General features: G+C 67.5%; 20 protein-coding genes. 16 read left to right on the top strand and 4 right to left on the bottom strand.

Features of this window, described 5'->3' with window-relative positions:
• The 16 genes from JRI60_RS29625 to JRI60_RS29550 all read left to right on the top strand — a co-directional run bounded on the left by JRI60_RS29625 (position 1) and on the right by JRI60_RS29550 (position 17,827).
• The gene (locus JRI60_RS29625) at positions 1 to 1,680 is read left to right on the top strand and encodes a long-chain fatty acid--CoA ligase (protein WP_204219240.1); all 1,680 of its coding nucleotides are present in this window, start codon (positions 1 to 3) and stop codon (positions 1,678 to 1,680) included.
• 39 nt (positions 1,681 to 1,719) lie between these two features.
• Positions 1,720 to 2,106 carry a DUF4280 domain-containing protein gene (locus tag JRI60_RS29620; protein ID WP_204219239.1) on the top strand — a complete coding sequence of 129 codons (387 nt, stop codon included), beginning with the start codon at positions 1,720 to 1,722 and terminating at the stop codon, positions 2,104 to 2,106.
• The gene (locus JRI60_RS29615; RefSeq protein WP_204219238.1) at positions 2,099 to 3,112 is read left to right on the top strand and encodes a type VI secretion system protein IglI family protein; all 1,014 of its coding nucleotides are present in this window, start codon (positions 2,099 to 2,101) and stop codon (positions 3,110 to 3,112) included. The genes JRI60_RS29620 and JRI60_RS29615 overlap by 8 nt, the downstream gene beginning before the upstream one ends.
• A 6-nt stretch (positions 3,113 to 3,118) precedes the next feature.
• Positions 3,119 to 3,988 (top strand): hypothetical protein, encoded by an 870-nt coding sequence (locus tag JRI60_RS29610; RefSeq protein ID WP_204219237.1) that lies wholly within the window; start codon positions 3,119 to 3,121, stop codon positions 3,986 to 3,988.
• 142 nt (positions 3,989 to 4,130) lie between these two features.
• Positions 4,131 to 4,706: a type VI secretion system contractile sheath small subunit gene (gene tssB, locus JRI60_RS29605; protein ID WP_204219236.1), complete on the top strand. Its 576-nt coding sequence runs from the start codon at positions 4,131 to 4,133 to the stop codon at positions 4,704 to 4,706.
• A gap of 42 nt (positions 4,707 to 4,748) precedes the next feature.
• Positions 4,749 to 6,242, top strand: coding sequence for a type VI secretion system contractile sheath large subunit (gene tssC / locus JRI60_RS29600; RefSeq protein ID WP_204219235.1), 1,494 nt, complete (start codon positions 4,749 to 4,751; stop codon positions 6,240 to 6,242).
• A gap of 51 nt (positions 6,243 to 6,293) precedes the next feature.
• Positions 6,294 to 6,872 (top strand): hypothetical protein, encoded by a 579-nt coding sequence (locus JRI60_RS29595; protein WP_204219234.1) that lies wholly within the window; start codon positions 6,294 to 6,296, stop codon positions 6,870 to 6,872.
• Positions 6,873 to 6,896: 24 nt separating this feature from the next.
• On the top strand, positions 6,897 to 8,150 hold the full coding sequence (gene tssK, locus JRI60_RS29590; protein WP_204219233.1) for a type VI secretion system baseplate subunit TssK: 1,254 nt from the start codon (positions 6,897 to 6,899) through the stop codon (positions 8,148 to 8,150).
• Between the two features lies 1 nt (position 8,151).
• Positions 8,152 to 8,544: a GPW/gp25 family protein gene (locus JRI60_RS29585; RefSeq protein WP_204219232.1), complete on the top strand. Its 393-nt coding sequence runs from the start codon at positions 8,152 to 8,154 to the stop codon at positions 8,542 to 8,544.
• Positions 8,544 to 10,196: a hypothetical protein gene (locus JRI60_RS29580; protein WP_204219231.1), complete on the top strand. Its 1,653-nt coding sequence runs from the start codon at positions 8,544 to 8,546 to the stop codon at positions 10,194 to 10,196. The genes JRI60_RS29585 and JRI60_RS29580 overlap by 1 nt, the downstream gene beginning before the upstream one ends.
• A 43-nt stretch (positions 10,197 to 10,239) precedes the next feature.
• Positions 10,240 to 10,842 carry a hypothetical protein gene (locus JRI60_RS29575; protein ID WP_204219230.1) on the top strand — a complete coding sequence of 201 codons (603 nt, stop codon included), beginning with the start codon at positions 10,240 to 10,242 and terminating at the stop codon, positions 10,840 to 10,842.
• Between the two features lie 7 nt (positions 10,843 to 10,849).
• Positions 10,850 to 12,499 (top strand): type VI secretion system baseplate subunit TssF, encoded by a 1,650-nt coding sequence (locus JRI60_RS29570; RefSeq protein ID WP_204219229.1) that lies wholly within the window; start codon positions 10,850 to 10,852, stop codon positions 12,497 to 12,499.
• Positions 12,496 to 13,134: a DotU family type IV/VI secretion system protein gene (locus JRI60_RS29565; protein ID WP_204219228.1), complete on the top strand. Its 639-nt coding sequence runs from the start codon at positions 12,496 to 12,498 to the stop codon at positions 13,132 to 13,134. The genes JRI60_RS29570 and JRI60_RS29565 overlap by 4 nt, the downstream gene beginning before the upstream one ends.
• Positions 13,131 to 13,442, top strand: coding sequence for a hypothetical protein (locus JRI60_RS29560; protein ID WP_204219227.1), 312 nt, complete (start codon positions 13,131 to 13,133; stop codon positions 13,440 to 13,442). The genes JRI60_RS29565 and JRI60_RS29560 overlap by 4 nt, the downstream gene beginning before the upstream one ends.
• Positions 13,443 to 13,445: 3 nt before the next feature.
• The gene (locus JRI60_RS29555) at positions 13,446 to 17,297 is read left to right on the top strand and encodes a type VI secretion protein IcmF/TssM N-terminal domain-containing protein (protein WP_239469786.1); all 3,852 of its coding nucleotides are present in this window, start codon (positions 13,446 to 13,448) and stop codon (positions 17,295 to 17,297) included.
• An 8-nt stretch (positions 17,298 to 17,305) separates the two neighbouring features.
• Positions 17,306 to 17,827: a hypothetical protein gene (locus JRI60_RS29550; RefSeq protein ID WP_239469785.1), complete on the top strand. Its 522-nt coding sequence runs from the start codon at positions 17,306 to 17,308 to the stop codon at positions 17,825 to 17,827.
• A 1-nt stretch (position 17,828) separates the two neighbouring features.
• Here JRI60_RS29550 and JRI60_RS29545 read toward each other — a convergent pair whose 3' ends face one another.
• The 4 genes from JRI60_RS29545 to JRI60_RS29530 all read right to left on the bottom strand — a co-directional run bounded on the left by JRI60_RS29545 (position 17,829) and on the right by JRI60_RS29530 (position 24,111).
• Positions 17,829 to 20,081 carry a hypothetical protein gene (locus tag JRI60_RS29545; protein WP_204219225.1) on the bottom strand — a complete coding sequence of 751 codons (2,253 nt, stop codon included), beginning with the start codon at positions 20,079 to 20,081 and terminating at the stop codon, positions 17,829 to 17,831.
• Positions 20,082 to 20,306, bottom strand: a complete 225-nt coding sequence (locus JRI60_RS29540) for a hypothetical protein (protein WP_204219224.1) — start codon at positions 20,304 to 20,306, stop codon at positions 20,082 to 20,084.
• 28 nt (positions 20,307 to 20,334) lie between these two features.
• Positions 20,335 to 22,263: a hypothetical protein gene (locus JRI60_RS29535; protein WP_204219223.1), complete on the bottom strand. Its 1,929-nt coding sequence runs from the start codon at positions 22,261 to 22,263 to the stop codon at positions 20,335 to 20,337.
• Positions 22,264 to 22,341: 78 nt separating this feature from the next.
• Positions 22,342 to 24,111: a sigma-54-dependent transcriptional regulator gene (locus JRI60_RS29530; RefSeq protein WP_204219222.1), complete on the bottom strand. Its 1,770-nt coding sequence runs from the start codon at positions 24,109 to 24,111 to the stop codon at positions 22,342 to 22,344.
• Positions 24,112 to 24,294 lie beyond the last annotated feature (183 nt).

Below are 24,294 nucleotides of genomic sequence, written 5' to 3'. Positions count from 1 at the left end.
ATGGTCTTCGACGTCAAGAAGATCCTCGAGCAGCTCGAGACGGGCACCCCTGCTGAGGCGGGGGTGCCGGTCTGGCAGCAGGAGAGCTGGCAGGAGCCCGAGGGGTTCGCCAACGCCCTGGCCGTGGCCCACGTGGGCCGCGGCGCTCCCCTTAAGAGCCGCGCGGGCCACTACTACGACTTCTTCCACGACCTCGTCGTCCGCCACGGCAACACGGACCGCGTGGCCCTGCGCTGCTACGACCGCAGGAGTGGCTGGCAGGTGCTGGGCTACAAGCAATTGCACGAGCAGGCCTCGCGGCGGGCCACCGAGTGGGCCCGGCAGGGCGTCAAGGCCGGGGCCAAGGTGTGTCTGCTCCATTCCGTCGGCAGCGAGCTACTCATCTCGCTCGTGGCCGCCCTGGGCCTGGGCGCGTGCATCAGCTTCCTGCCGCCCCAGGGCCGGCGCTTCATCTCGTGCCGTCTGGAAGAGCTCGCGCCGGACCACATCGCCGCCGAGCCGCATCAAGTGCTGCTGCTGGAGGGCTTCGAGAAGCAACTGTTGCAGAGCAAGGGTCAGGCATCTCCGGCCTTCACCTCTCACACCTACAAGCCGGGCGAGCCGGTGGGGCTGCTCTTCTCTCCTCTCGTGGAGCCGACGGGGACTCCGGCGCTGCTCACCGCGGAGGATGCCTGGCGCGGGGCGCTGGTGGACGGGCTGCTCACCTTCGGCCTCGGCCCCGGAGAGCATCTGGCCGCGCCCGGTTACCACCCCCTGCAGCACCTGCCAGCCTTCCTCTTCGCCACATTGCTGCGCGGGGCCACGTACATCCACCTCGAGCTGTCGGACCTCGAGGCCAACCCCGCGCTGCTCACCGAGCACCCGGTGCGCGCGCTCGGCGTCACCCCGGCCCTGCGGGACGTGCTGTTGCGCGCCCGCACGCCGCTGAAGAACGTGGCGCACTGGTTCCGCAACCCCGAGGAGCCCATCGACTGGGTGGCCTGGCGCGCCTGGGTGAAGCAGTGCGGGCTGGCCGCGGTGCCATCCTCCAACGTGCTCGTGGATGCGGCCGCCGGAGGCGCGGTGCTCGGCTCTCCACGGCGGGTGAGGGACCTGCACACGGAGACGCCTCCCGCTCCGGGCCGCGCCTGGGCGTTGCGTGACGTGAACATGAGCGGCCAGGATGCGCCGGGAGACCTGGGCGTCTTCACCCTGCTGCCGGACAAGGAGCGGCCGCCCGCTTATGTGGTCCTCACGCGTTCTTATGGCCTGTACCATTACGGAGGGCCGCGCACGGCGAGGAGGGAAGGGCGTGTCTACCCGGCCGCTGAGGTTGCAGCAGTCGTGCAGGAGTTGGCCTTCGCGCGGGGTGCCACCGTGGTGCCTGCCCCCACGGGTGGTGTAGCCGGCCACTACCGCCACGTGTTGCTCGTCTTCACCGGGGCCCAGCCCCAACAAGCGAGCGTCTGGTTGCAGGAGATCCGCCGCTGCATCGAGCTCCAGCTCGGGGCCGAGCACCTGCCCGACCGCACCGAGTTCATTCCCCTCTATCCTCGCAAGGTGGACGGGCAGGTAGACGAGGCCTGGTGCCACATGCAGTTCCTGACGGGAGCGCTCCACCGGAAGAGCTCGGATCCACTCTTCCAGGCACTGACCGTGCTGCGAGGCCATCTGCTGGAAAAAGGAGGGCCGGGTGTGTGACGATGGCACGGCCCACGCGGTCCGACGAAGGGGTGTGCCATGGGAGTCCAGGTCGTCACGGGGGCCATGCTCCAATGCAGCTTTGGTGCGGCCCCGTCCTCGCTGATGGTTCTGCCCGCGAACAAGGTGATGGCCACGACGCCGGCGGCCAACATCATGGACAACAAGCCGATGCTGAACATCCTGCCCTTCGGCATGTGCATGTCGATGGCCAACCCCATGGTGGCCGCGGCGACGGCAGCGGCCATGGGGGTCCTCACGCCGATGCCGTGCGTTCCGGCCACGGCGGCTCCCTGGGTGCCGGGTTGCCCCAAGGTGATGATCGGCAACATGCCGGCCGTGGATAGCAACTGCAAACTGATGTGCAACTGGGGAGGCGTCATCCAGGTCGTCTCCCCTGGGCAGTTCACGGTGCAAAATGGCTGAATCCGCCAAGCAGCAGCCTCTTCCTCCTCTCGAGCTCCACCTCCTGGACAAGCCGCTGTACGGCGAGGCGTCAGACCTGGAGAGCTCGGATGAGCGGCTCGAGAAGGTCAACGCCCTGGTATCCCGGAGCGACTACGTGGATGCGGCGCGGGCGGCCGAGGCTCTGCTGCGTCAGGGCGTCTACGACGTGCGGTTGGTAGGCCCCTATCTCCTGGGGCTGTTCATCGAGGGCGGCCTGGAGTCGATGCCGGTGGTGTTCCACTCGCTCTCCAAGACCCTGTTGCTCAACTGGCCGTCCTTCGGACCGCGCGAGCGCAAGGACGTCTTCGCCGATGGAGTCCTGCGCTGGTTCCTCAAGGTGCTCAACAAGCACCTCGAGCACCACGAGCGCCTCAAGGACCAGACGTGGCAGCGCTGGAGCCTCCCCAGCAACCGCGAGCCCCTGGAGCAGGCGCTCGCGCTCAGCGAGGAGATCTTCTCCGCGTTCGGCCGGGTGATGCCCCGGAATGGGTGCGAGGCTCCGTTCCGCCGTCTCTCCCAGTGGCTCGAGGGCCATCTGGCGTCGCTGCCCACCCCGGCTCCGCCGGACGAGCCGGAGCCCGAGGAAGAGCCCGAGGAGGAGGAATCCCAGGCACCGTCGCGGCCAGCCGAGTCCCTGCGCTCCGCTTCCTCATCGGCCGGTCCCTCCATGCCGATCTCGCCTGCTCTGGCCCAGCTGATGAGCAAGCTGGCCGCGTTCGACACGCTCGTCGAGCGCCAGGACTTCCTGCGCGCCAGCGTGGTGGCGGCGGACGTGTTGAACGTGGTGGAGCACTTCGATCCACGCGTGTACCTGCCCGCGCTCTTCTCCCGGTTCTTCGCCGGGTTGAGCACGAACGCGGAGCAGGTGGAGCCGCTGCTGCAGAGCACCGAGACGCTGTCCTTCCGCGCGCTCGACCAGCTCTACCGGGTGGACCTGGAGACCTTCCTCGCCCAGGGCGCGAATCCGGATGGGGAAGGGGAGTAGAAGCGCATGGACGGCCCGCTCGAGCGGCGCATCCGTGAGCGCATCCGGAGCTTCGACGTCCCGGCGCTGCTGGATGTGCTGGCCGCGTCCGGCTACGGCGACGCGGAGATCGAGTACCGCGGCCACCGCACCACCCTGCACCAGTCCCACCTGGTGCACGACATCCAGTTCATCCACCAGCCTCGCAAGCGTGTCGTCATCACGGTGAACGTGGGGCTGCTCAGCGCACAATCACCGCTGCCATCCTTCATGATGCAGACGATGGATCAGCTCGATCATGATCGGCTCGAGCGCTTCATCGGCTTCTTCGATCATCTGCTGCTGTGGGAGTGTTTCGCCGGGCTGTATCCGGAGCGCGAAGGAGCGCTGCTGCCCGGCTGGCCGGAGGCGGCGAAGGACCGGCTGCGGCTGCTGCGCCCCACCTGCCAGAGCACCCTGCACTGGCTCTTCGGCAAGGTCTTCCCCGACGCGGAGATCTCGGTGCGCCGCGAGGTACGCCACCAGCGGGTGCCCGCGTCCGAGGTGCGGCTGGGCGCCAGCGCGCTCGGTGAGGGCGGCTCCATGGGAGGTTTCGCTTCCATCCCCGCGGGTGGCATGGAGGTGCGCATCTTCTGCGACGAGCCCATCTCCAGCAGTGGCGTTCCCTGGGCCGTGGAGGCGCTCCGCCGCTTCGAGACGGACCTGCTGCCGCTGCTTTCCGAGACAGTGCTGATGCTCACCGTCATTCTCGTGCTGCGAGACCAGGAAGGTTTTCTGCGCCTCGAGCGCCAGAGTCACCTCGGCTACGACCCTCTGCACGGAGCCCCCGTGGAGACCCGGCAGGTTCTGCTCTTTTCAGGTGACACCTCGAGTTCTCGAGCTCGCGCCGCATCGTGATTCGAGGGGGGTACCTCCCTTGACCCATGCAAGTGCTTCTCCCTAAACTCCCGATCCAGAACACAGCGGTCTGTGTCCCGAGGTAGCGGGGGTGGGGCATGGGTTCTCAAAATGACGCAGATCGCCTTGTGAAGGAGAAGCCGTGCCCATTCAGGACAAGCTGCCGAAGTCTCGTATCACTCTCGTCTATCGCACCAAGATCAACGGCCAGCAGGAGGACGTGAAGCTGCCCTTCCGCGTCGTGGTGCTGGGTGATTTCTCGCTCGGGAGCTCCACGGACCGGCAGGTGGACCTGGAGGAGCGCAAGATGCGCTCCGTCACCGGCTCCAACATCAACGATCTGATGAAGGACATGGCCATGTCCCTCTCGTTCGATGTGGTCGACAAGGTCAGCGCCGATGGTGAGGGGCGGATGCAGATCGATCTGCCCATCAACCGGATGAAGTCCTTCCACCCGGACGAGATCGTCCACCACGTGCCCAAGCTCAAGGCGCTGATGCTGCTGCGCAAGCTGCTGCTGGAGATGCAGGCGGACATCGACAACCGCAAGGAGCTGCGGCGCACGCTCTACGAGCTCTTCTCCAACAAGGAGCAGCTGCAGAAGCTCCTGGAGAGCGATCAGCTCAAGAGCTACGTGTCCATGCGCCTGCCCAAGGCGGCTCCTCAGTCCACTCAGCCCGCGCTCGCCGCCGCGAACGCCGCGGCTGCCAAGGCCTGATCTCTCCACGCACCCTTCTCCACGCCGAGGAACCACCCTCCCATGGCCGTCGAAAAAGATTACCTCAGTGAGCTGTTCAAGGTCCGCGGGCTCGAGATGCCCACCAGCGCCCAGCCGATGATCGGCACCGGCCTGGTTCCTGTTTCCTCCAACGAGATTCAGGTCCCGGGCGACGAGCGCTTCATGTCCTCCCTGGCGGCGCTGCTCTACAACGTCGAGCCCATCCAGGACGACGTGGGGCAGGTCCGCTTCGACAAGGGCGAAGTGCTCAAGGCCGTCGCGCGCATCGATGAGCTCATCGAGGCGCAGCTCAACGAGATCCTCCACCACGAGAAGTTCCAGCAGATGGAGGCGGCCTGGCGCGGCCTCGAGGATCTCGTCAACAACACCAACTTCCAGGCCGACATCACCATCGACCTCCTGGATGTGGCCAAGGAGGAGCTGGCCGAGGACTTCGAGAAGAACTCGAGCAGCATCTTCTCCAGCGCCCTCTTCGACAAGATGTACATCAAGGAGTACGACCAGTTCGGCGGCCGTCCCTACGGCGTCATGCTGGGCCTGTACGACTTCTCCGCCTCGCGCGCGGACCTCACCTGGCTGGAGCGCATGGCCACGGTGGCCAACGCCGCCCACTGCCCGTTCATCTCCGCCGCCAGCCCCAAGTTCTTCGACTGCGAGACCGTCGAGCAGCTCGAGTCGCTCAAGAACCTGGATGGCGTGCTGAGCCACCCGCGCTACAGCAAGTGGCACGAGCTGCGCGACAAGGAAGAGGCGGCCTACATCGGCCTGACGCTGCCGCGCTACGTGGTGCGCCTGCCGTGGGATCCGGAGAGCAACCCCTGCGACGTGCTCAACTTCAAGGAGGACGCCCAGGGCGACTCCAAGAAGTACCTGTGGGGTAACTCGGCCTTCCTGCTGGGCCGCAACCTGGTGAAGTCCTTCGAGCTGTCCGGCTGGTGCCAGTCCATTCGTGGCCCCAAGAGCGGCGGCCTCGTCACCGGCCTGCCGGTGGACACCTTCACCCTGCGCGGGCAGAAGATGATCCAGGCCCCGGTGGAGATCGCCATCCCGGACTACCGCGAGTACGAGTTCGCCCGCAACGGCTTCATCCCGCTGGTGTACCGCAAATCCTCCGGCGAGGCGGCCTTCTTCAGCACCCAGTCCATCAAGCAGGCCAGGAAGTTCAAGGACCCCAAGGACTCGGAGAACTCGCAGCTCGTCACCAACCTGGCCTACACCTTCTCCATCACCCGGCTGGCGCACTACGTGAAGAGCATCATGCGCGACAACATCGGCAGCACCGCCGATGCCGGCTACGTCCAGCGGCAGCTCGAGTCCTGGTTGTCGGGGTACGTCACCACCGTGACGAACCCGGACGACGTGACGCTGCGGCGTTTCCCCTTCAAGGCCGTCAGCGTCCAGGTAGAATCGCGCGCTGGAGAAATCGGCTGGTACGACTGCAAGGTGGCCGTCCTTCCGCACATCCAGTTCGAAGGCCTCAATGTGGAGTTGATGTTGGAGTCCCGCCTGGGATAGCCGGGCGTCCGCTGTACGCAGTCCCCATCCAATCAAGAGAAGGAGGGCACCATGCCTCAGTTCGCTCGTTCCCTGGACATCTACCAGGGGTTCAACTTCAAGAAGGACAAGCAGACCCCGGTGGGGTTCGTCACCAAGCTGGAGCTGGGTGATGTGGTCCTGGCGGCCGATCAGGCCAGCATCAAGGATCCGGAGCAGCCGGGGCAGAACATCGGCGCCAACGTCGTGGGCGTGCTCAACCACTACATGTGGGAGACGGGCACCACGGATGCCATGTACCTGTCCATGCAGATCTCCGTGAAGAACAAGACGGACCTGACGGCCAAGCTGCTCACCAGCTGGACCGACATGAACGTCACGTTCGCCTACGTCATCTACGAGTACGATCCGGTGGAGAAGAAGTACTTCAAGTCCAACTGGACCGAGCCGGAGCTCAAGGGCATCCTGGAGAAGAACGGCGAGGATCTGAACCTGTCGGTGGCGGACGACCCGTCCACCGAGGTGCAGTCTCCCAAGGTCTACAGCCTCCAGCTCGGCGTCAAGCCCCAGACCGAGGAGCAGACGGTCCACATGGCCACCGGCGTCAACAAGAACGTCTCCAAGATCTGGGGCATCAACGCGGCGGCCTAGCAACTCCACGTCAGGATCAATGACATGCAGCGCTCCAAGCTCGCGCGGGTCCGCTGGCAGGTTGGCCAGACGCTCCTTCCCGAGCACTTTCGCGCCCAGGACGAAGCCCTCTCGGCGGAGGCGCGGCTGCATGCCGAGCTGTCCGGATTGCCTCAGGTCGGTATCGCCTCGCTCGCCTGGAGCGAGGCGCTGCTGGCCGAGGGCAGTCTCTCCATCTCATCCCTGACCGCCGTCCTGCCGGGCGGCTTCCTGGTGGACGTGCCGGGCAATGCCGCCCTGCCGTCCTTCTCCCTGGAGGCCACCGGGCGCGCGGAGGTCACCGTCTTCCTGCACCTGCTGGAGGACACCCGCGGTACCGAGGGCGTGCCGCTCTACGCGGACGAGCCCCCCAACGTGCAGCGCGTGCTGCGCCGGCTGCTCCTCTCCAGCGAGCAGTCCGTGGACCGGGCCCTCTCCTCCCTGGAGCTGGTGGCCTTCTCCAAGAACCTCGATGGCACCTGGCGGCCCTCCACCCGGAAGGTGCCGCCGCTGCTGCTGGTGGGCCCCAATCCCTTCCTCAACGGGTTGCTCGCGGAGCTGGACTCGTTGCTGGAGAAGGCCCACGGCCAGTTCCGCACGCTCCTGCTGGACAGCTACCAGCGCAGTGAGCGGCTCGCCAGCGCCCGCCGCACCCTGCTCGAGGTGCGCCGCCTGCAGGCCCTGCGCACCGACATGCGCAACGGCATCAGTCCTCACCCGTACTCCTTCTTCGACGCCCTCCGCCAGTTCTACTTCGAGGTGTGCTGCTACCTGGAGCTGGAGCCCGCTGGCGAGATGCCCACCTACCTCCACGATGATCCGGGTGCCGGAATGTGGGGGTGGATGGAGCTGCTCAACCGCGCCTTCCGTCCCGAGGACACGCGGCTCACCTACAAGACCTTCGAGTGCCGGGACGGGCAGTTCATCCTCTCGCCCCTGCCCACGCTGGAGGCGGGCGTGGAGAGCGAGCTGTACCTGCTGGTGCGCAGCGAGGACCCCAGCCAGCCGCCTTCCCTGGAGGGCGTGAAGGTGGCGAGTCCCTCCCGCCTGCCCGCGGTGCGCCGGCTGGCGCTCCGGGGCATTCCCTTCCAGCACGTGCCGCACCCCGCCTTCCCCCACGCCTTCGGCCCGGAGATCTCCTGGTACAAGCTGTCGCTGGGCGAGGAGTGGCAGTACGCCCTGCGCGACAACGGCATGGCCTTCTACGTCACCCCGGCGCTGCAGGGCACCCAGGTGTTCCTCTTCTGGCGAAGGGCTTGAGATGACGCGCCCCTCCTTCCTCGACAAGTTCACCAGTGCCTGGCAGCGCCCGGACACGCAGGGCGAGCTGGCGCAGGTGCGGCAGAACCTGGAGTCCGTCCTCAACACCAAGGAGGGGTTCGGCTACTTCGTCCAGGGCTTCGGGGTGGGGCGCTACACGGCGCAGTTCGGCACCCGTGAGCTGATGAAGACCCTCACCGACGAGCTGTTGAGCTCGGTGCGGCAGTTCGAGCCTCGCCTGGAGGATGTGGAGCTGGAGCTGCGTGGACGGGACTCGGGGCTGTGGCTGCACTTCGTCCTGACCGGCGTGCTGAATGGGACACCCCGCACGCTGCGTCTCCTCTTCCACACCGTGAGCGGTCAGGTGCGGGTGGAAGAAGATGAGGAGGGGTGATGGAGAGCACCTTCAATGAGCGGCTGGCCGTGTTGCTCACCCTCACCATCGCTGGCAAGTCCCACGAGATCGTCGCCGGCAGCATCAAGCGCTTCGCGCTGGACCTGTGGAGCTGGGGTCTGGAAGGCGAGGTGGAGTTCCTGCTGACGGACACCCAGGGCCGCGGTGGCCAGGAGAAGGACGCGCTGCTGGCGGACTTCCTCAAGTCGGATCTGGTCGAGGTGTCGCTCGAGGTGAAGGCCGTCCTCGCGGAGACCTCGGCCAAGCCGACCCATACCGCGCTGAAGGTCAAGGGCCTCGTCTCCGAGAAGTCGCTCTCCGAGGAGTTCGTCTCCACCTCCAGCGGGAGCAGTGTCGTCCTCCATCGCCGCTATGGCATCCGCTTCCAGGATGCCGCGCGGCTGCTGTGGCGGCAGCATTATCCCTGTGCCCTCTACACCTCCAAGACGGTCAAGGACGTGCTGGACGCGCACAAGGGTGACAAGATCAGCCTCTCCTACGACTGGGATGCCGGTCTGGGCACCTCGCACCCCATCCTCTTCGTGGGGTTGGATCCAGGGCAGGGGGCCAGCTTCTACGACTGGGTGCTGTGGTACGTGCACGGCCTCGCGGGGGTGTTCACCTACGACTACGCGAAGCAGGGCTACAAGTTCGCGGGCACCAAGGACACCTCGGGCACACCGATGAACCTGCACGAGGACAACCTCTCCGGGCTGGAGATCCTGCTGCCCGAGGTCATCCGCCATGACGTGACGGTGCTCAACGCCACGGCCGAGAGCCCTCTCACCCAGGCCATCACGCAGAAGCAGGCCGTCACCGGCATCCGCCAGGACGTGCTGTTGTGCACCCCCATCTCGGACGAGGTGCAGGCCCGGGTGGACCTGGAGACGGCGCGGTTGAAGGTGCGGGGCCCGGAGATGGAGCTGGTCTGGCGCTCCTTCCCCGAGAAGGCGCTTGCCCCGGGGGCCTTGGTGAAGCTGCCGCCGGACGATGCCTGGGCCTCCGCGGGCGTGGCCAAGGATCAGGTCCTCCGCGTCCGCAACCTGCACCTGTCCGGCGAGGTGACGAGCGATCAGGGCGAGGAGGAGGTGTACAACGATCCGGACGCCATGTTCTCCTTCCGCATGAGCACCCGGCTGGAGCCCAAGGACGAGTCCCACGTGGACCTTCCCGCCTGGCAGCCTCCGGTCTACCCCCGCTTCGTGGAAGGCTTCATCGTCAGCGAGCAGGGCGCGGAGAAGGACGAGACGTGGCAGGCCTACACGGACTCGAAGACCTCACTGGACGGGTACAAGGTGAAGATCCCTCTCTTCGCCAATCAGATCATCCCCGCTCCCTTCAATCCCAACCTGCTTCCCGGCCACTTCTACTTTCCCGCCTACAAGGGCGAGCGGGTGCTGGTGGGGCTCGACTTCCAGCGGGCGTGGATCAAGCGCTTCCTGGACTGGCGCACCGGCGCGCGCATGCCGCAGGACGGGCAGGGCGTACAGCTGCTGGTGGGGAAGACGCCCGAGAACGGTACCGCGCTCAAGCACTTCTACACGGACGACAAGCCCGTGTTCCTGATGCAGCGCACGAATGCCAAAGACACGCAGAAAATCCAGCTAGACGAGGGCACGCTGCTCATCCAGGTGAAGGAAGAGCAGTCGTGAAGCCAAGGGGGGCCCGGGCTCCCCACCGAGGAGGCGAGGAACCATGGGCAAGCTCGTCTGCACCGTTGAGCTGGACAAGGAGAAAGGCGTCACCGTAAAGGTGGAGAACGCCGATGATCAGATCACCCAGACCGTGGTGATGGACGGCACCAGCATCACCATCACCGTCAAGGGCTCCGAGGAGACGAGCACCTACGTCCAGAAGCAGGACAGCGTCACGATCACGTGCAAGGATTTCACCGTGGACGCCACCGGGACGCTCACCCTCAAATCGGCGAAGGCCTCGAGCTGGACCAGCCAGGACATCCTCAAGCTCGAGAGCACCAAGGACATGACCTTCACCTCCAGCGCCAAGCTCACCCAGAGCGCCACCCAGGACGCCAAGCTGTCCTCGAGCGCCAACGTGGCCATCGAGGCGACCTCCAAGCTCGACATGAAGGGCATGCAGACGAGCCTGACCGCCTCGGGTGGGGACAACAAGGTCGAGGGCGTCAACCTGAAGATGGCTGGCAAGGCCCAGGCGGAGCTGGCCGCCCCCATGATCAAGGTGGCCGCCCAGGGCAAGCTCGGCCTGGAGTCCTCGGGCATGGCCGACCTCAAGGGCGCGATGACCACCGTCGCCGGGTCGCTCGTGAAGCTGGGATGAGGGCTCGGTGAGCGATTCGTCGGAGCGGATCTACCTGGACTACCTCAACGAGCTGGATGCGCTCGAGCGCTTCCGGCAGCGTTTCCTGACGTCGCATCCCACCGTGCCGCTGGACCGGGAGGACCCGCATGTGCGGCGCCTCATCGAGTCCATGGCCTTCTTCTCGATGCAGACGCGTCTGGCCACGCAGCACAACCTGCGCTCCACCTGGCTGCGTCTGTTCTCCTCCTTCTTCGACTTCCTGCTGCAGCCGCTGCCCGCGGTGGGCCTGGTGCAGGCACTGCCCGCCGAGAAGATGACCGAGACGCTGGTGCTCCCCAGGAACACCGAGCTGCGGCTCTCGCCCAGCCACGGCGTGCCCGGTACCTTCCGCACCCGGCGCCACCTGCGCATCCTCCCCATCTCCATGGCGGGCACCGAGGTGGTGCGTCTGCAGGACGGCCGCTACCGGCTCATCCTCCGCTTCGAGTCCAGCTTCCCGCGCAGGGATCCGGTGGGCCTCTTCAGCCTGCACGTGCGCCACCTGGACGAGTACCGCCCCTCGCTGGCCGTCTTCCACGCGCTGCGCAAGCACCTCACGCAGGTGGGCGTGGTGTACGACGCCCCGGCCAGCGAGACCTCGCAGGGCATTCCGTGTGAGTTCTCCTTCGGCACTCCTCCCCGTGAGCTGGATGACGCCGGGGCCTACGAGCACCCGCTGCAGCGCGTGCGCTCCTTCTTCCAGATGCCCGAGCAGGGGCTCTTCCTCCACCTGTCGGTGCCCTCGCACCGCAAGGAGTGGACCCGCTTCAGCCTGTGCCTGGACCTGGACAAGTCCTGGACGGTGGGCCGCTCGACCCATCCGGATTTCCTCCACCCCTTCGTCGTGCCGGTGGAGAACCTCAAGGCCGATCCCGCACAGCCCATCGTCTCCGATGGCACCCGCTCCGAGTACCCCATCCGTGGCATGACCGCCGGGCGCGACCTGCAACTGCACTCGGTCACCGGGGTGTTCGTGCTGGGCAAGACGGGGCGCACCCCCATGCGCCCCGCCTTCCTCCCGGGTGAGGGGCCGAGCTACGAGCTGGACGAGTCGCTCGACGAGGAGATGCGCACGCGCCACAGCCTGCTGGTGCGCATGCCCCAGGCGTTCGTCGAGCCGCAGAAGCTGCTGGTGGAAGCCCTCTGGTATCAGCCGCAGTTCGTCTCCGAGGCCGTCGGCCGACTGAATGTCTCCACCCCGGGCCGCCACGTGGAGGGCCTGGGCTGGCAGCTGGTGGGCCGGCTCGAGTCGCACCGCGAGAGCTCGCTGCGCAACGACGTGGCGGGGTTGACCCGGCTGCTCGCGTGGAAGGTCAAGTCCACCCTCGAGCGCAACGAGCTGGCCGCCCTGTTGACCTACCTCGGCACTCCCTCCGAGGAGCCCTTCCGCCGCGTCATCCCGTGGATGCGCGAGCTCAAGGCCACGGTGGCCCCCGACGGCGCACTGCGCGGCTCGGGCCTGCTGCACGTCTACGAGCTGCTGCTGGAGCCCTTCGATGCCGGCGCCGAGCCCCTGGTGACCTGCTTCCTCGAGCAGGTGCAGCAGTTGCTGGAGGCGTGGAATGGCGAGGCCTCGGTGGTGCTGCGGCCCTCCATCGCCGGGGCGGGTTCGTTTCCGTTGAAGGTATCCTCATGAAACTCGAGCATTGGCAGAGCATCCTCCGGGCCCACCGGCAGGTGCGCTCGCTGTTGGATCAGTCATTGCCCCCCGAGCCCGGCGAGGGCGGGGAGCGCACGCAGGTGCGGGTGGGCCTGCAAGGCCTGGCGCTGCTCCAGCAGCAGCTCCTGTCCGAGGTGAACGGTCTGCAACGCGCCCTGGGTGGCGCCTACCGCGAAGAGGAGATCGACGAGGCGCTGCGCCCCTTCGTCTACCTCGTGGATGAGCTGGTGCTGCGGCGGCTCGCGGACCTGGAGCAGGCGGACTGGCCGCTGCTGCAGTACAAGCTCTATGGCATCGACTCGGGCGGAGATCGCTTCTACGAGCTGATCGACGAGAAGCTGGTGCAGAAGGGCGCCTCGCCGCTCGTCTTCGAGATGCTGCACTTCTGTCTCACCGCCGGCTTCGAGGGCCGCTACGCGGGCAACACGGCCAGGCTGCGCGAGTACAAGGAGCGCCTGGCCGCTCGCATCCCCAAGCCCGAGGCGGTGCCCGTTCTCCCGCCTGCCGCCGCCCAGGCCCCGCTCGTCCACGCCTTCCCCGTGCGCTACTACGCGGTGTCTGGATTCGTGGTGGTGGCCGTACCGGTGCTACTGTGGTGGCTGTCGAGATGAGAGCCGAAGCGCAGAGGATCATGGAGCTCCAGGGGGCTCGTACGCAGCTGGGGCGTCTGGAGCAGGCCATCCAGTCCGAGCTGGGATCCCTGCGCGCGGGCGTGGAGCCCCTGCTGGACGAGGTGCGCGCGGGCGTGGCGGCGCTCTTCCCGGAGGCGGGAGGCACGCGCCTGGCTCCCAAGGAGTATGAGGCCCAGCACGAGAAGCTCTTGCAGTCCCTGGACGGGCTGGAAGACGTGCTGGAGGCACTCCAATTGGCCGCGCGCTCCAGCCGTCCCGGGGCGAGCGCGGCCCGCGGTGGGGGGTAAGCCGTGGGTTCGCAGTTGCTGAACATGGTCTTGGAGTTGTCGCAGGCGTCGGTCGATCCGACGAAGGCGCTGACCGCGGGGACGCAGTCCCTCAACACGGGCGCCCAGTCGGTCAACACGAGTGCCACGACGCTCAAGAAGATCTGGGCGATGGTGAGCCCCTATCTGTTCTGGCTGATGGTCATCCTCGCCGTGGCGCTCGTCGTCTACGGCGGGGTGAAGCTGGTGCAGTGGTGGCGCCGCCGCCGCTCTCCGGCCCAGGTGGACAGCGGTCCTCCGCCCATGGCCTCCGGCCGGCTGCTGCAGGTGCGCCGGACCTTCCTCTCCGGGTTGCCCTTCGCCAACCGCGCCGCGGTGGTGGATCTGCCCAACGTGGTGGTCCTGGGGCCCGCGGGCAGCGGCAAGACGCAGCTCATCGGATTGGACGTGGACTGGCAGCGCCAGGCCCGCCAGTTCCTCCCCAGCTACACGGCGGACTCGCTGCTCCAGATGTACCTGGGGCCCGACTGCGTGGTGCAGGAGGTGTCGGCCCCCCTGCTGGAGGATGATTCGCTCGGCGCCCGCGGCGCCCTGCGCCAGCTGTGGCGCAAGAGCTTCAGCCACCGGCAGAAGGGACTGGCCGTCATCGTCCTGGACATCCGCTGGCTCTCCGACACCCCGCCCGATGAGCAGCGGCGCATGGCCCAGTTGCTGCGCGGCAAGCTCAACCTCATGTCCGAGGCTCGCGGGGCTCCGATGGAGACCCGCCTGTGCCTGACGCACATGGACGGGCTGGAGGGCTTCGAGGACTTCGCCCGGTTGCTCAAGCAACACGGCGTGCCGCTCTCCTTCGACATCCCCAAGCAGGGCGAGGAGGGTCGTCTGGCCTCGCTGCTCGAAGGGCAGGAGCAGTACCTGGCCCTGGGCCTCACCGCGCTCCCGGTGGACGCCTTCGAGCGCCTGGAGCACTTCTATTCGCAGGGTGGGCGCTCGTTCTCGGCGCTCGGCCGTTTCGTCTCCGCGCTGTTGGAGGGCGACACCCTCTCCTACAAGCCCCGGCTCACCCAGGTGTACCTCTCCTCCCTCACGCCCGAGGCGCGCGCCAGTGGTGCGCTCTCCATGCTGGCCGGGGAGGGCAACAATCAGTCGCTGCGCCAGCACTACCTGCGCACCCACCAGCAGCGCGCCGCGGTGATCGCCGCGGTGTGCTGTCTGCCCGTGCTGGCCGCCTACGCCCACTTCTACATGTTGCTCGACGAAGCGCAGGATCAGGTGCAGCGCTTCGAGGACACCGTCACGGAGCAGCGGGAGCAGGGGTTGGAGGGGAGGGGAGAGGTCGTCGAGGAGCAGGTGAACCAGGCGGCGGATGCGCTCCTGAACCTCAAGCGGGCCGAGCGCTGGTGGCCGCCCCTGAGCTCCAGCTTCCCCGACGAGATGTTGGATCTGCGCCAGCGCCTGGCCCAGGGCATCCGGGAGAGCCATCTCCGGCCCGCTCTCGAGCACTGCCGCAAGCAGCCCGAGGACTGCCGCCCCGAGCAGGAGGTCTACCTGCTGGCCACCCTCCATGCCTCGAACCGGGACGCCCTCGGCACCTTCGTGAGCTCCACCATCCAGCCCCATCACTGGCGGCGGTGGCGCGACAGGGAGGCCAGCGCGGCCGGCACGGAGCCCGCCGCCGGAGCCGAGAACCGCACCTGGATCTCCGCCCTCGAGCTGCGCGAGCCGCTGGTCGCCACCTACGTCCTCGCCAGTGACGAGCCGTGGGAGCGCAATCCACCCTGCCGCCGGGGCGCCGTGCAGGTCGCCGGGACCGCCGCGGACGACTGGTCCTGCTGGCCCTACGAGAATCGGCTGACGGTCGAGAGCCAGCTCAAGCCCTGGGTGGATCATTTCCTGTTCCTCCGGCAGACCCTGGAGGCGGGGCCGAAGGGGCTGGCCCTGCTCGACATGCGTCGCGAGGAGCGCGAGCGGCTGAAGGCGCAGCTGGCCGACCTCGACGTCTACGCCTCGCTGCCCACCGTGCTCAGCCTGATCGACGCCTCCTCGGTGCAGGTCAACACGCGCCACTTCCTGGGCATCGAGACCACCGTCCAGGTGCTCGAGTGGTTGAGGGCGAACCGGGACACGCTCGCCGCCGTGCTGAACATGGAGGAGGAGGCCTACGCGGGCTTCCTGGCGGTGGAGAAGATGACCCCGTCCGAGCTCCTCACCCGGGATGGTCTCTGGCTGACGGGCAACAACAAGGGCCCGTACCGCATCGAGCTGTTGCAGCAGTCCTTCGAGTTCCGCCCGGCCACCCTGTCGCGCGACCTGCTGCAGTCGCTGCTCGACTCCTACGAGAAGAGCGGCAGGTTGACCGTCGGTCCGCAGACCGCCACCCGCGAGGGCGAGCTGGTGGACAGCCGCACCCCCTTCGACGCCGAGCTCAAGCCGCTGGTGGACGACTTCACCCAGCGGCTCAAGAACGCCCAGCTTCCCACCGAGGAGGCCGCCAGGCGCGAGGAGTTCATCCAGAAGCGCGTGGCCGTGTTCTCCCGTGGCTACCGCGAGGGCCTCTTCCGCAGGATCGCCGATTACAGATTCCGGGCGGCCCGCATCAACCTGCTCGACGAGCTGTCCCGGCTCACCCAGCCCTCCTCGGACCAGGTCGACATGCTGCGCAAGGTGGCCACCCAGGCCAACCTCGACCCCCTGGAGGGGCCCTACTACGAGCCGCTGCGCAACGCCGTGGCGCCCTTCCGGCCCATCGTCCAGCTCATGACGGCGGACAAGAGCGGCTATTATGCCGCGCTCGCTCCGTACCACGCGCTCGTGGCGCAGATGCACGACGAGCTGGATGCCGTGTCCAACAAGGCCAACAAGGACAAGGACGGCAAGGAGAAGGACGGGAAGGACAAGGCGGCGGAGGCTTCGGCCAAGGACAAGAAGGCCGCGGACGAGGAGGAGGACGCGCAAGCCCAGGGTGATGGTGGCCCCGCCGAGCTCGCGGACATGCTCACGCCGCTGGAGCGGGTTGCCCTGACCATGCTGCTCGAGGAGGAGGGGTCCTACCTCCGCAAGGCGCAGGAGTGGCTGGATCAGCAGGGCATCACCGGCAATCTGCGGGAGCCCTTCCTCGCGCCCTTCCTCGCCGTGCAGCGCCTGGGCAAGCAGGAGCTGGAGAACACCCTGTCGCGGCAGTGGGAAGAGGCCTCGGGGCGCATGCTGCGGCCCATGCTGGAGCGCTACCCCTTCAACCCCGACTCCAAGGAGGACGTGGATCCGGGCGAGCTGGAGGTGCTCCGTCGCAAGGACGGCGCCTTCTGGCACTTCGTGGACCAGACGTTCTCCCGCGTGTGCGTGGAGCGGGGCACCCAGTGGTCCCTGCGCGGTCCCCTGCGCGAGAAGCTGACGCTGCCGGACGAGATGCTGGTCACCCTCAGCCGGCTGGCTCGGCTGTCGAAGCTGCTGTGGGACGATGAGGGCCGGCCTCGCCCGCTGATGCTGAAGGTCCAGCCCCAGCCGCTGCCCGCGCCTCCCATGCCGGGCGTCTTCGTCACCATGTCTTCCCTCAAGTGCGGAAAGACGGCCGCGTATGGCTTCAACCAGAGCCCCACCTGGCAGGAGTTCTCCTTGAACTGGTGGGATCAGCAGGTGTCCTCCATCGTGCTGGAGCTGCGCTCGCCCGCTCGTGACGTTCCCCAGTACCTGTCGTTGCCGTGGAACCGCTCGGCCTGGAGCTGCTTCCGCCTCTTCGAGGAGGCCGCCGTCACCACCGATCAGCGCCGGCAGTGGAGCCTCGCCCTCCAGGGCAACGGCGTGGGCAAGAAGGGATTGGACATCAGCTTCGGCCTCAAGGGAGATCCCTGGGTTCCCTTCCGCGAGGTGCCGCGATGAGCGCACGCTTGAATCGACTGACGACCCTGTCCGCGCTGCTGCTCGGTGCCTGCGCGCCGAGCACCATCAACCTCAACGTCAAATCGCCTCCGGGCACCAACCTCGGCCGGCCGATGTACATGCTCGTCCGCGAGGTGGATCCCAAGCAGTACGCCAACGAGGCCTACTCCGAGGTGGCCGAGAAGGTGGGCGCCCCGGACAACACCGTGCTGCAGACGGCCGTCATCTATCCGGGAACCATCCAGCGCTTCCAGGTGAAGACGCCGAAGGAGGGTGGGGCGTTGGCCGTCTCCTTCCTCTTCACCGCCCCGGACGGAAACTGGCAGCTGCTGCTCAGCCCGCCGACGCCCACCGCGGTGGACGTCGAGCTGGCGGTGAGCCGCATCCTGAGCGACTCGGTTCCTCCGGCCATCCCGTCGGAACAGCAACAGCCCGCGGCGCCAGAGGAGGGCAAGAAGGGCGGGGGTCTGGAGATGCCCAAGCTGCCCGAGAAGATGCCGGAGCTGCCGAAGTTCGGGGGCTCCAAGTAGCTCAGGCCGCCAGCGCGCGCACCTGGGCGTCGACCCCGTCCATCATCTTGTCCACCCACTCGCGCGCCTGCTTCAGCGGCTGCTCGAAGAGGTTGGTTTGATTGATGGACGTCTCGATGGTGTCCAACGGCTTGAGCAGCTGCTCCCGGGCCGCGTCCACCCGGCCCGCCACCCCGTTGATCTGCTCCTCGGCCGTGTTCATCAGCCCCCCGGCCTGTTTCGTGAAGGAGCTGATCACCGGATCCATCCGCGTGGTGAGCTCGTTCTCGGCGCGCGTCCGGGCCTCCTCGGCCTGCGTGAGCGCCTTCTCCACCGCGGTGCGGGCCGTGTCGAGCTGGGTCTCCAGCTGCGTCCGGGCCTCGGCCACCTTGTCTTCGATCGTCTTGCCCAGCTTCGCCACCTCGTCGGTGGCGGCCTTCACCCCGTCCTCGAGGTTCTGCTGGAACGTCGTCAGCCGCGTCTTCACGTCCTCCTTGAGCGTCTCCACGCGATCGGACACCTGCTTCTGGAGCGCCTCCACCTGCTTCACCACCTGATCGCGGGCGGTCGCGATCTGCGCCGCCATCTGCGCCATCAGCTGCTCCACCTGCTGCACGGCCTGGTCGATGGTGGTCTGCACCGACTGCTTCAGGGTGTCGATCTGCTGCACGAGCTGCTGCTTCAGCGTCTCCACCTGCTGCACGGCCTGGGTCTGGATCTGATCCACCTGGGTGACGAGCTGCTGCTGCAGTGAGGTGATCTGCTCGCCTATCTGGCTGGTGATGGTGCCGAGCTGGGTGGAGATCTGGCTCACCACCTTGGTGATGGCCTGCATGGCCGGATCCACCAGCGGCTTGGGCAGGTCCGAGGCGGGAATGGCCTCCAGCAACTGCACGGCCTTGGCCAGCAGGGACTCCAGCGTGCCGACCAGCGTCTTGTAGAGCGTCTGGAGCTGCTCGAGCTTCTCGGGCAGCGCGGTGAAGACCGCCTGGATCTGCTTCTCGATCTCGGCCAGCGTGTCCATCAGGCCGTCGAGCACCGACAGGGTGGCGTCGATCGTCTGTTGCACGGGCGCGCGGATGGACTCGAAGGTGGCCAGCGCCGTCTTCATCAGCGTATCGATGGCCGCGGCCCCCTGGGTGACGATCGTGTCGATCTGCGTCTGCACCTGCTCCAGGAGCTGCTCCACGGCCTTGATGCCGTCGGCCAGCTGCTGCACCTGCTCCCCCAGGGTCTTCTCGACCAGGTCCAGCATCTGGTTGAGCTGATCGCGCCCGGTCGTCAGGGTCTTGCCCACGGTGTTCTCCACCGTCTCGAGCAGCTGGGTGGCCGCCTCCGTGGCGCTCTTCAGCTGGGTGCGGATCGGGTCCAGACCCGCGCGCAGCTGCCCCACCAGCCGCCGGACCTCGGCCTTCGCGGACTCGCTCGTCGTCTGGACGGTGTCGTGGACCTGCTGCAGGGCCTTGGCGGGCGGGACGATGACGGCGTCGAGCGCCTTCGTCAGCTGCTGGGTCTCTTGAACGATGGTCTCGCGGACCTGCACCATCGGGGCGAGCAGCATGTCCGTCACGGCCGTGAGCTTCGTGGCCGCGCCTTGCAGCTCCTTCTCCGCCTTGCCCTGGAGCTTCTGGAGCTCGTCCTTGAGCTGTTTCTCGCGCGCCTCGATTTCCGCGGTGACCTTCTCGAGCTCCTGCTTCGCCTGGTCGCGCAGCTTCTGGTACTGCTCCTTCAGCTGCTTCTCGCGCTCCTCCAGCTTCTTCTTTTCCTGATCCACCAGGGCACGGGTCTTCTGGAGCTCCTCCTGGAGCTGCTTCTCTCGCGAAGCGAGCTCCGTGGAGGCCTTCTTCCCGGCCTGCGCGCGGAGCTTCTCGAGCTCCCCCTCGCGCTGCTTCAGGGTGGCCTCGTGCTGGGCGGTGACCTTCTTCACCTCCTGCTCCGCCTGGGCGCGCAGCTTCTCGTGCTCGTCCTGCAGCTGCTTCTCGCGCTCCTCCAGCTTCGCCTGCAGGGCGTCCTTGCGCTTCTTGGTCACCGAGCCCAACTCGGTGGTGAGCGACTCACAGCGCTGGTTCACCTGCTTGCCCAGCCCATCGAGCTGCTGCACGAAGGACTGCTCCTTGCCCTTCACCTGGCCTTCCAGGGCCTCGCAGCGCGAGGAGACCGCCGGCTCTATCGCCGTCACGCTGGTGCGGACTCGGTCCGCGGAGGTGTCGAGCTTCTGCCGCAGGGCGAGCACCTCTTCCGCGGCCTTGTCGAATCGGGTCCACAGCGCCTTCACTCAGGGCTCCATCTTCGCCAGCTCGGCGTCCAGCGAATCGATCTTCTCGGACAGCTCCCCGCCCAGCTTCTCCACCTCGGGGCGCAGGGAGGCCAGGGCCGATTCGATCTTCCCCGTCAGGGTCTCGACCTCGCTCCGGATCGGCTCCACACGGGCCACCACGCCCGTGCTGAAGGACTCCAGTTCTCCGCGAAGCTCCGCCAGCTTGCCGCGCAGTTCCTGCATGGTTCCGCTCCGTCCCCCGGTTCGTTGCTCACTTCAACTTGAGGAGCGCGGCCTTGGCCGACTCGGCCGTCCCCGAGAGCTTTCCCACTCCCTCGGAGAGCTTCGACATCGCCCCCTGCATCCCGCTCTTGGCCTCCGCCACCTTGGCCCCCACCTCCGCCCTGGCCCCGCCAAGCGCCGCCTTCGCCTCCGCCTGTGCGCTCTTCATCTTCGCACGTACCGCGGTCATCGCGCCCTGGTAGGCGGCCGACGTCTCCCCGATGGCTCCTCCCACCGACGCCGACAGGTCCGTCTTGGCCGCCTGCACCTGGGGAGACACATCGTAGGTGGGAGTGGGTGGACCGCCCGCCGGTGACTCCTTCACCTGGATGAAGAGGTGGCCTTCCCCCATGCGGATGATCTGCGTGTCACCCCCGGAGGTCCGGTGCATGCGCCACACGGGCTTCTCGTCCTGGAAGTCATGGGTGAAGGCCGTCTGGCTCGTCTTGTTCCAGCCCAGCAATATCTGGTCGCCCTGGCCATCCTGCGGCGTCCGCACGCCCTCCTTCCAGTCGAGGAAGCGGATCAGATCGGCCCGGTCGAAGTGGAGCTCCACCAGCACCCGCGTGTTCTTGTACGGCGGGAAGAAGAAGTGGCCGGGGAAGTGGATGGGCTCGGCGGGCACGCTCACCGTCTGGTTCCACAGCGGCACCGTCATCCGGAAGTAGGAGAGGGACGTCTTCTCGTCGTCGACGATCAGGTAGCGCCTGTCCGGGGCTTCTCCGCCCGGGCTGTGCACCAGGCCCTCGACGTGGATGGGGTAGCGCGGCGTGCGGTAGGGCGGCAGCGAGACCAGCGCCTCGGAGGCGGACTCCAGCCGGGCCGACAGGAGCACCTGATAGCCCGCGACGGTGTTCTGCTGCTCGTCGTGCTGGCTGTCGCGCTCGGCGTGGGCCTCCAGGCTCAGCTCGAGCACCCGCTGGTCCTCGTCGCGCCCCGTGAACGCGGAGGGCCAGTGCGGACCCTCCAGGCGCAGCATCGCGCCCGGGAAGACGTCCACCGAGGGGAACCGGTTGAAGGACACCTGGAGCTGACGCTGACGCACCTGCAGGCGCGTCTTCTCCAGCTTCTGCCGCTGCTCGGCCTGGGCGGTGATGGGCGTGCGCAGCATCACGTCGTGGGACACGCCCGCCACGGCCTGGTTCTGCTCGATGGGCGTGGTGGTGGGCCCGTTGGCCAGGGCGTTGAGCACGCGGGTGCCGTGGCGGATGGTCGGTGGCAGCTGCACCCGCACGTCCGCCACCCGGAGCCGGTCCAGCGGTGCCACCTTGCCCGAGGGCTTGCTGTCGGCCAGCAGGTATTCGTTCTTCTGGTTGTCGTAGCTCCAGACGCCGTTGTTCGCGTCCACGTACCAGAGGACGAAGTCGTAGAAGCTGACCCCCGGGGCGTCCGCGCCCAGCGCGAGGCACAGCATCGGCATCTTCTGCCGCAGCACGGCCCAGTCCTGGTTGATCTGGAGACTGGCCTTGTGCGCGTCGATGATCTCCGCCATCGAGATGTCGGTGTGCAGCTCGACGGGGCGGTGCTGGCGCCAGAGCACCTGGGCGGGGTCGGCGAACTCGAGGGTGTAGTTGCGGAAGACGCGCTCGGTGCCCTTGGTGCTGCCGTGGGTATCCGCCACGAGGCGGCGGCTCCGGGCAATGCCTTGGAGCACCAGCGGCGCGGGCGGTGAGTCGAGCTCGGGGTCCACCGCGGTCACGGCCAGCCGCACCTGGACCAGGTCCGGTTTCTGGAAGGCGGTGAAGAGCGGCGCGTCCTTCTTCTCCAGCGCGGTCCAGAAGGAGACCGAGGCCGCGAAGCCGTGGTTGGCCAGGCGCGCGGACACGTGCTTCACCTGTCCGCCCGGAATGGAGAAGGACTTGCCGCCAATGGTGAGCGTCAGCTCGAGCTGGAGCTCCTCATGGAATGCCGTCGTCACCGGGCCATCCTCTCATATCTCCGCCCGGTCCGCTCCGGCACCCGGGTGATCCGTCCCTGGCGGGCCGGGGAGCGGCGGTCAGCCCTCCGAGTCGCTTCCTCCCTCCACCAGGTCCGAGAAGGGGCAGTCCGCGAGGCCCAGGGCCTTGTAGAGGGCCTCCAGTCTCTCCACCTCCCGTCGGAGCGTACGGGAGTGATTGCGGCTCTTGATGAGGCTCTCACGTCCGAAAAGGCGGAAGGCCTCGTCCCGGCCCAGCCGCCGCGTGGCCACCGCGAGGACGAACCCTCGGAAGCTGTCGGCCAGGTCCAGGTCGATCGCACCGGGCCCGCGTGCCTGGGCCTCGCTGACGAAGGCACGGGCCGCCGTGCTCAGCACCTCGGTGAGTGGCTGGGCCGCCGGATCCGACTCATAACTCAGGGACTGCTGGAAGTGGTGGACCTCCAGGGTGAGCGCCTGTGCGGTCTCTCCACTGTCCACCAGGGCGAGCGCGTAGGCGCGGCGGACGATGTTGTCGAGCTGCCTCAGGTTGCCCGGCCAGGGCTGCGTGGTGAGGAGCCGCTCGGCGGCGCCCGTCAACCGGACCTGGCCCTCGGGGTAGCGTTCGCGGTGGCGGCGATCGGCCATGTACCGCGCCCAGCGGGCGATCTCGTCCTGCCGATCCTTCAGCGCAGGGAGCGCGATGGGCAGGACCTTGATGCGGTAGTAGAGGTCCTCCCGGAAGCGGCCCGCCCTCACGGACGTCTGGAGGTTGGCGTTGGTGCCGATGATGAAGCGCACGTCCGCCCGCCGCTCCGCGCCGTTCTCTCCCAGCATTCGGTAGGTGCGCTCCTCCAGCACGTGCAACAGCCCCGCCTGCGCCTTGAGCGAGAGCTTGTCGATCTCGTCGATGAAGAGCGTGCCACCCTCGGCCCGTGTCATCGCCCCCGGGTTGTCACGCACCGCTCCCGTGAAGGCCCCCTTCTTCCAGCCGAACAGCTCGGCCATCTGGAGATCCTCGGGCACCGTCATGAGGTCCAATACCTCGAAGGCCTCGCGCTGGCGGGAGGACTGCTCATGGCACCAGCGGGCCAGCCGGGACTTGCCCACGCCCGTGGGCCCTGAAATGAGCAGCGTCTCCTCCTGACGGGCGAAGACCTTGAGCGCGGGCAGCAGGCTCGCCAGCGAGGCGCCCACCACGGGCAGGTATTTGTCCCCCGCCTGCTCGCTCGGCCGAGGCGGCAGCGCGATGAGGTAGGGCGTGGCCTGGCTGGCCAGGAGCTGGAGCCGCTCGCCGCATTCGCGCCAGATGAACTCCTGGCCGGTGGCCGCGGGGCACTCCGCCTCCAGCGAAATCATTCCATGCAGCACCCGGCCCGGCCCCAGCAGCGGTAGCACGCCCACGTGCGTGGCCTGTCGGCCGAGGAAGCGTTGCTGGCTCTCGGCGCTGTTGAAGGCCCGTCCCGCGGGCCCCAGTTCCGACTCACCCAGCGGCGCCGCGCCCGCCATGTGCGGCGTCAGCAGGCCCAGGTTCACGTCGATGGAGATGGCACAGCGGTGCTCCACCATCAGCTGCCACGCCGTGGCGGAAGCCAGCAGCGGCGTCACCATGCCCGCCGTGCCATCCGCCTTGCCCGCCGCTCCCGAGGGCCGAGCCGCCGCTCCCGCTTCCAGCACCGCCAGACCCCGGTAGCCCTCCTCGGGCCGCAGGTGGATCATTCCGCGGATGATGCGGCCATGCCGTCCGTAGCGGGTGGCGGCGAGCGCCTGCTCCGTCAGCTCGAGCATGACACGCAGCGTGGCGTTGGCGGCCTCCTCGAAGCTACCCGTTTCCATGAGCATGACCATGAGCCGGATGGCCGGGTCCTGCATGAGACTCCTCCTGGGAAATGGGCTTGCCGAGAGCAGGGACCTGCAAGGGGGGGTCGCGCGGATACGCTCCGGCGAACGTCCCGGTAGAATGCTGTCCGTATCTTAACAATGCATCCCGGGATGAGAAGACTGCTGGCCAGGGGCCGGGAGCCTGACGTGGGAGACGTATGCGGCACGCGGGGA

The sequence above is a fragment of the Archangium violaceum genome (genome assembly GCF_016887565.1).
Lineage (GTDB): Bacteria > Myxococcota > Myxococcia > Myxococcales > Myxococcaceae > Archangium > Archangium violaceum_B.
This window is presented reverse-complemented; position numbering and strand designations above follow the sequence as displayed.

Excerpts from the sequence above, each read along its gene's own strand:
- JRI60_RS29625 (WP_204219240.1), top strand. The coding sequence starts at position 1 with ATGGTCTTCGACGTCAAGAAGATCCTCGAGCAGCTCGAGACGGGCACC.
- JRI60_RS29620 (WP_204219239.1), top strand. The coding sequence starts at position 1,720 with ATGGGAGTCCAGGTCGTCACGGGGGCCATGCTCCAATGCAGCTTTGGT.
- JRI60_RS29615 (WP_204219238.1), top strand. The coding sequence starts at position 2,099 with ATGGCTGAATCCGCCAAGCAGCAGCCTCTTCCTCCTCTCGAGCTCCAC.
- JRI60_RS29610 (WP_204219237.1), top strand. The coding sequence starts at position 3,119 with ATGGACGGCCCGCTCGAGCGGCGCATCCGTGAGCGCATCCGGAGCTTC.
- tssC (WP_204219235.1), top strand. The coding sequence starts at position 4,749 with ATGGCCGTCGAAAAAGATTACCTCAGTGAGCTGTTCAAGGTCCGCGGG.
- JRI60_RS29595 (WP_204219234.1), top strand. The coding sequence starts at position 6,294 with ATGCCTCAGTTCGCTCGTTCCCTGGACATCTACCAGGGGTTCAACTTC.
- tssK (WP_204219233.1), top strand. The coding sequence starts at position 6,897 with ATGCAGCGCTCCAAGCTCGCGCGGGTCCGCTGGCAGGTTGGCCAGACG.
- JRI60_RS29585 (WP_204219232.1), top strand. The coding sequence starts at position 8,152 with ATGACGCGCCCCTCCTTCCTCGACAAGTTCACCAGTGCCTGGCAGCGC.
- JRI60_RS29580 (WP_204219231.1), top strand. The coding sequence starts at position 8,544 with ATGGAGAGCACCTTCAATGAGCGGCTGGCCGTGTTGCTCACCCTCACC.
- JRI60_RS29575 (WP_204219230.1), top strand. The coding sequence starts at position 10,240 with ATGGGCAAGCTCGTCTGCACCGTTGAGCTGGACAAGGAGAAAGGCGTC.
- JRI60_RS29565 (WP_204219228.1), top strand. The coding sequence starts at position 12,496 with ATGAAACTCGAGCATTGGCAGAGCATCCTCCGGGCCCACCGGCAGGTG.
- JRI60_RS29560 (WP_204219227.1), top strand. The coding sequence starts at position 13,131 with ATGAGAGCCGAAGCGCAGAGGATCATGGAGCTCCAGGGGGCTCGTACG.
- JRI60_RS29540 (WP_204219224.1), bottom strand. The coding sequence starts at position 20,306 with ATGCAGGAACTGCGCGGCAAGCTGGCGGAGCTTCGCGGAGAACTGGAG.
- JRI60_RS29530 (WP_204219222.1), bottom strand. The coding sequence starts at position 24,111 with ATGCAGGACCCGGCCATCCGGCTCATGGTCATGCTCATGGAAACGGGT.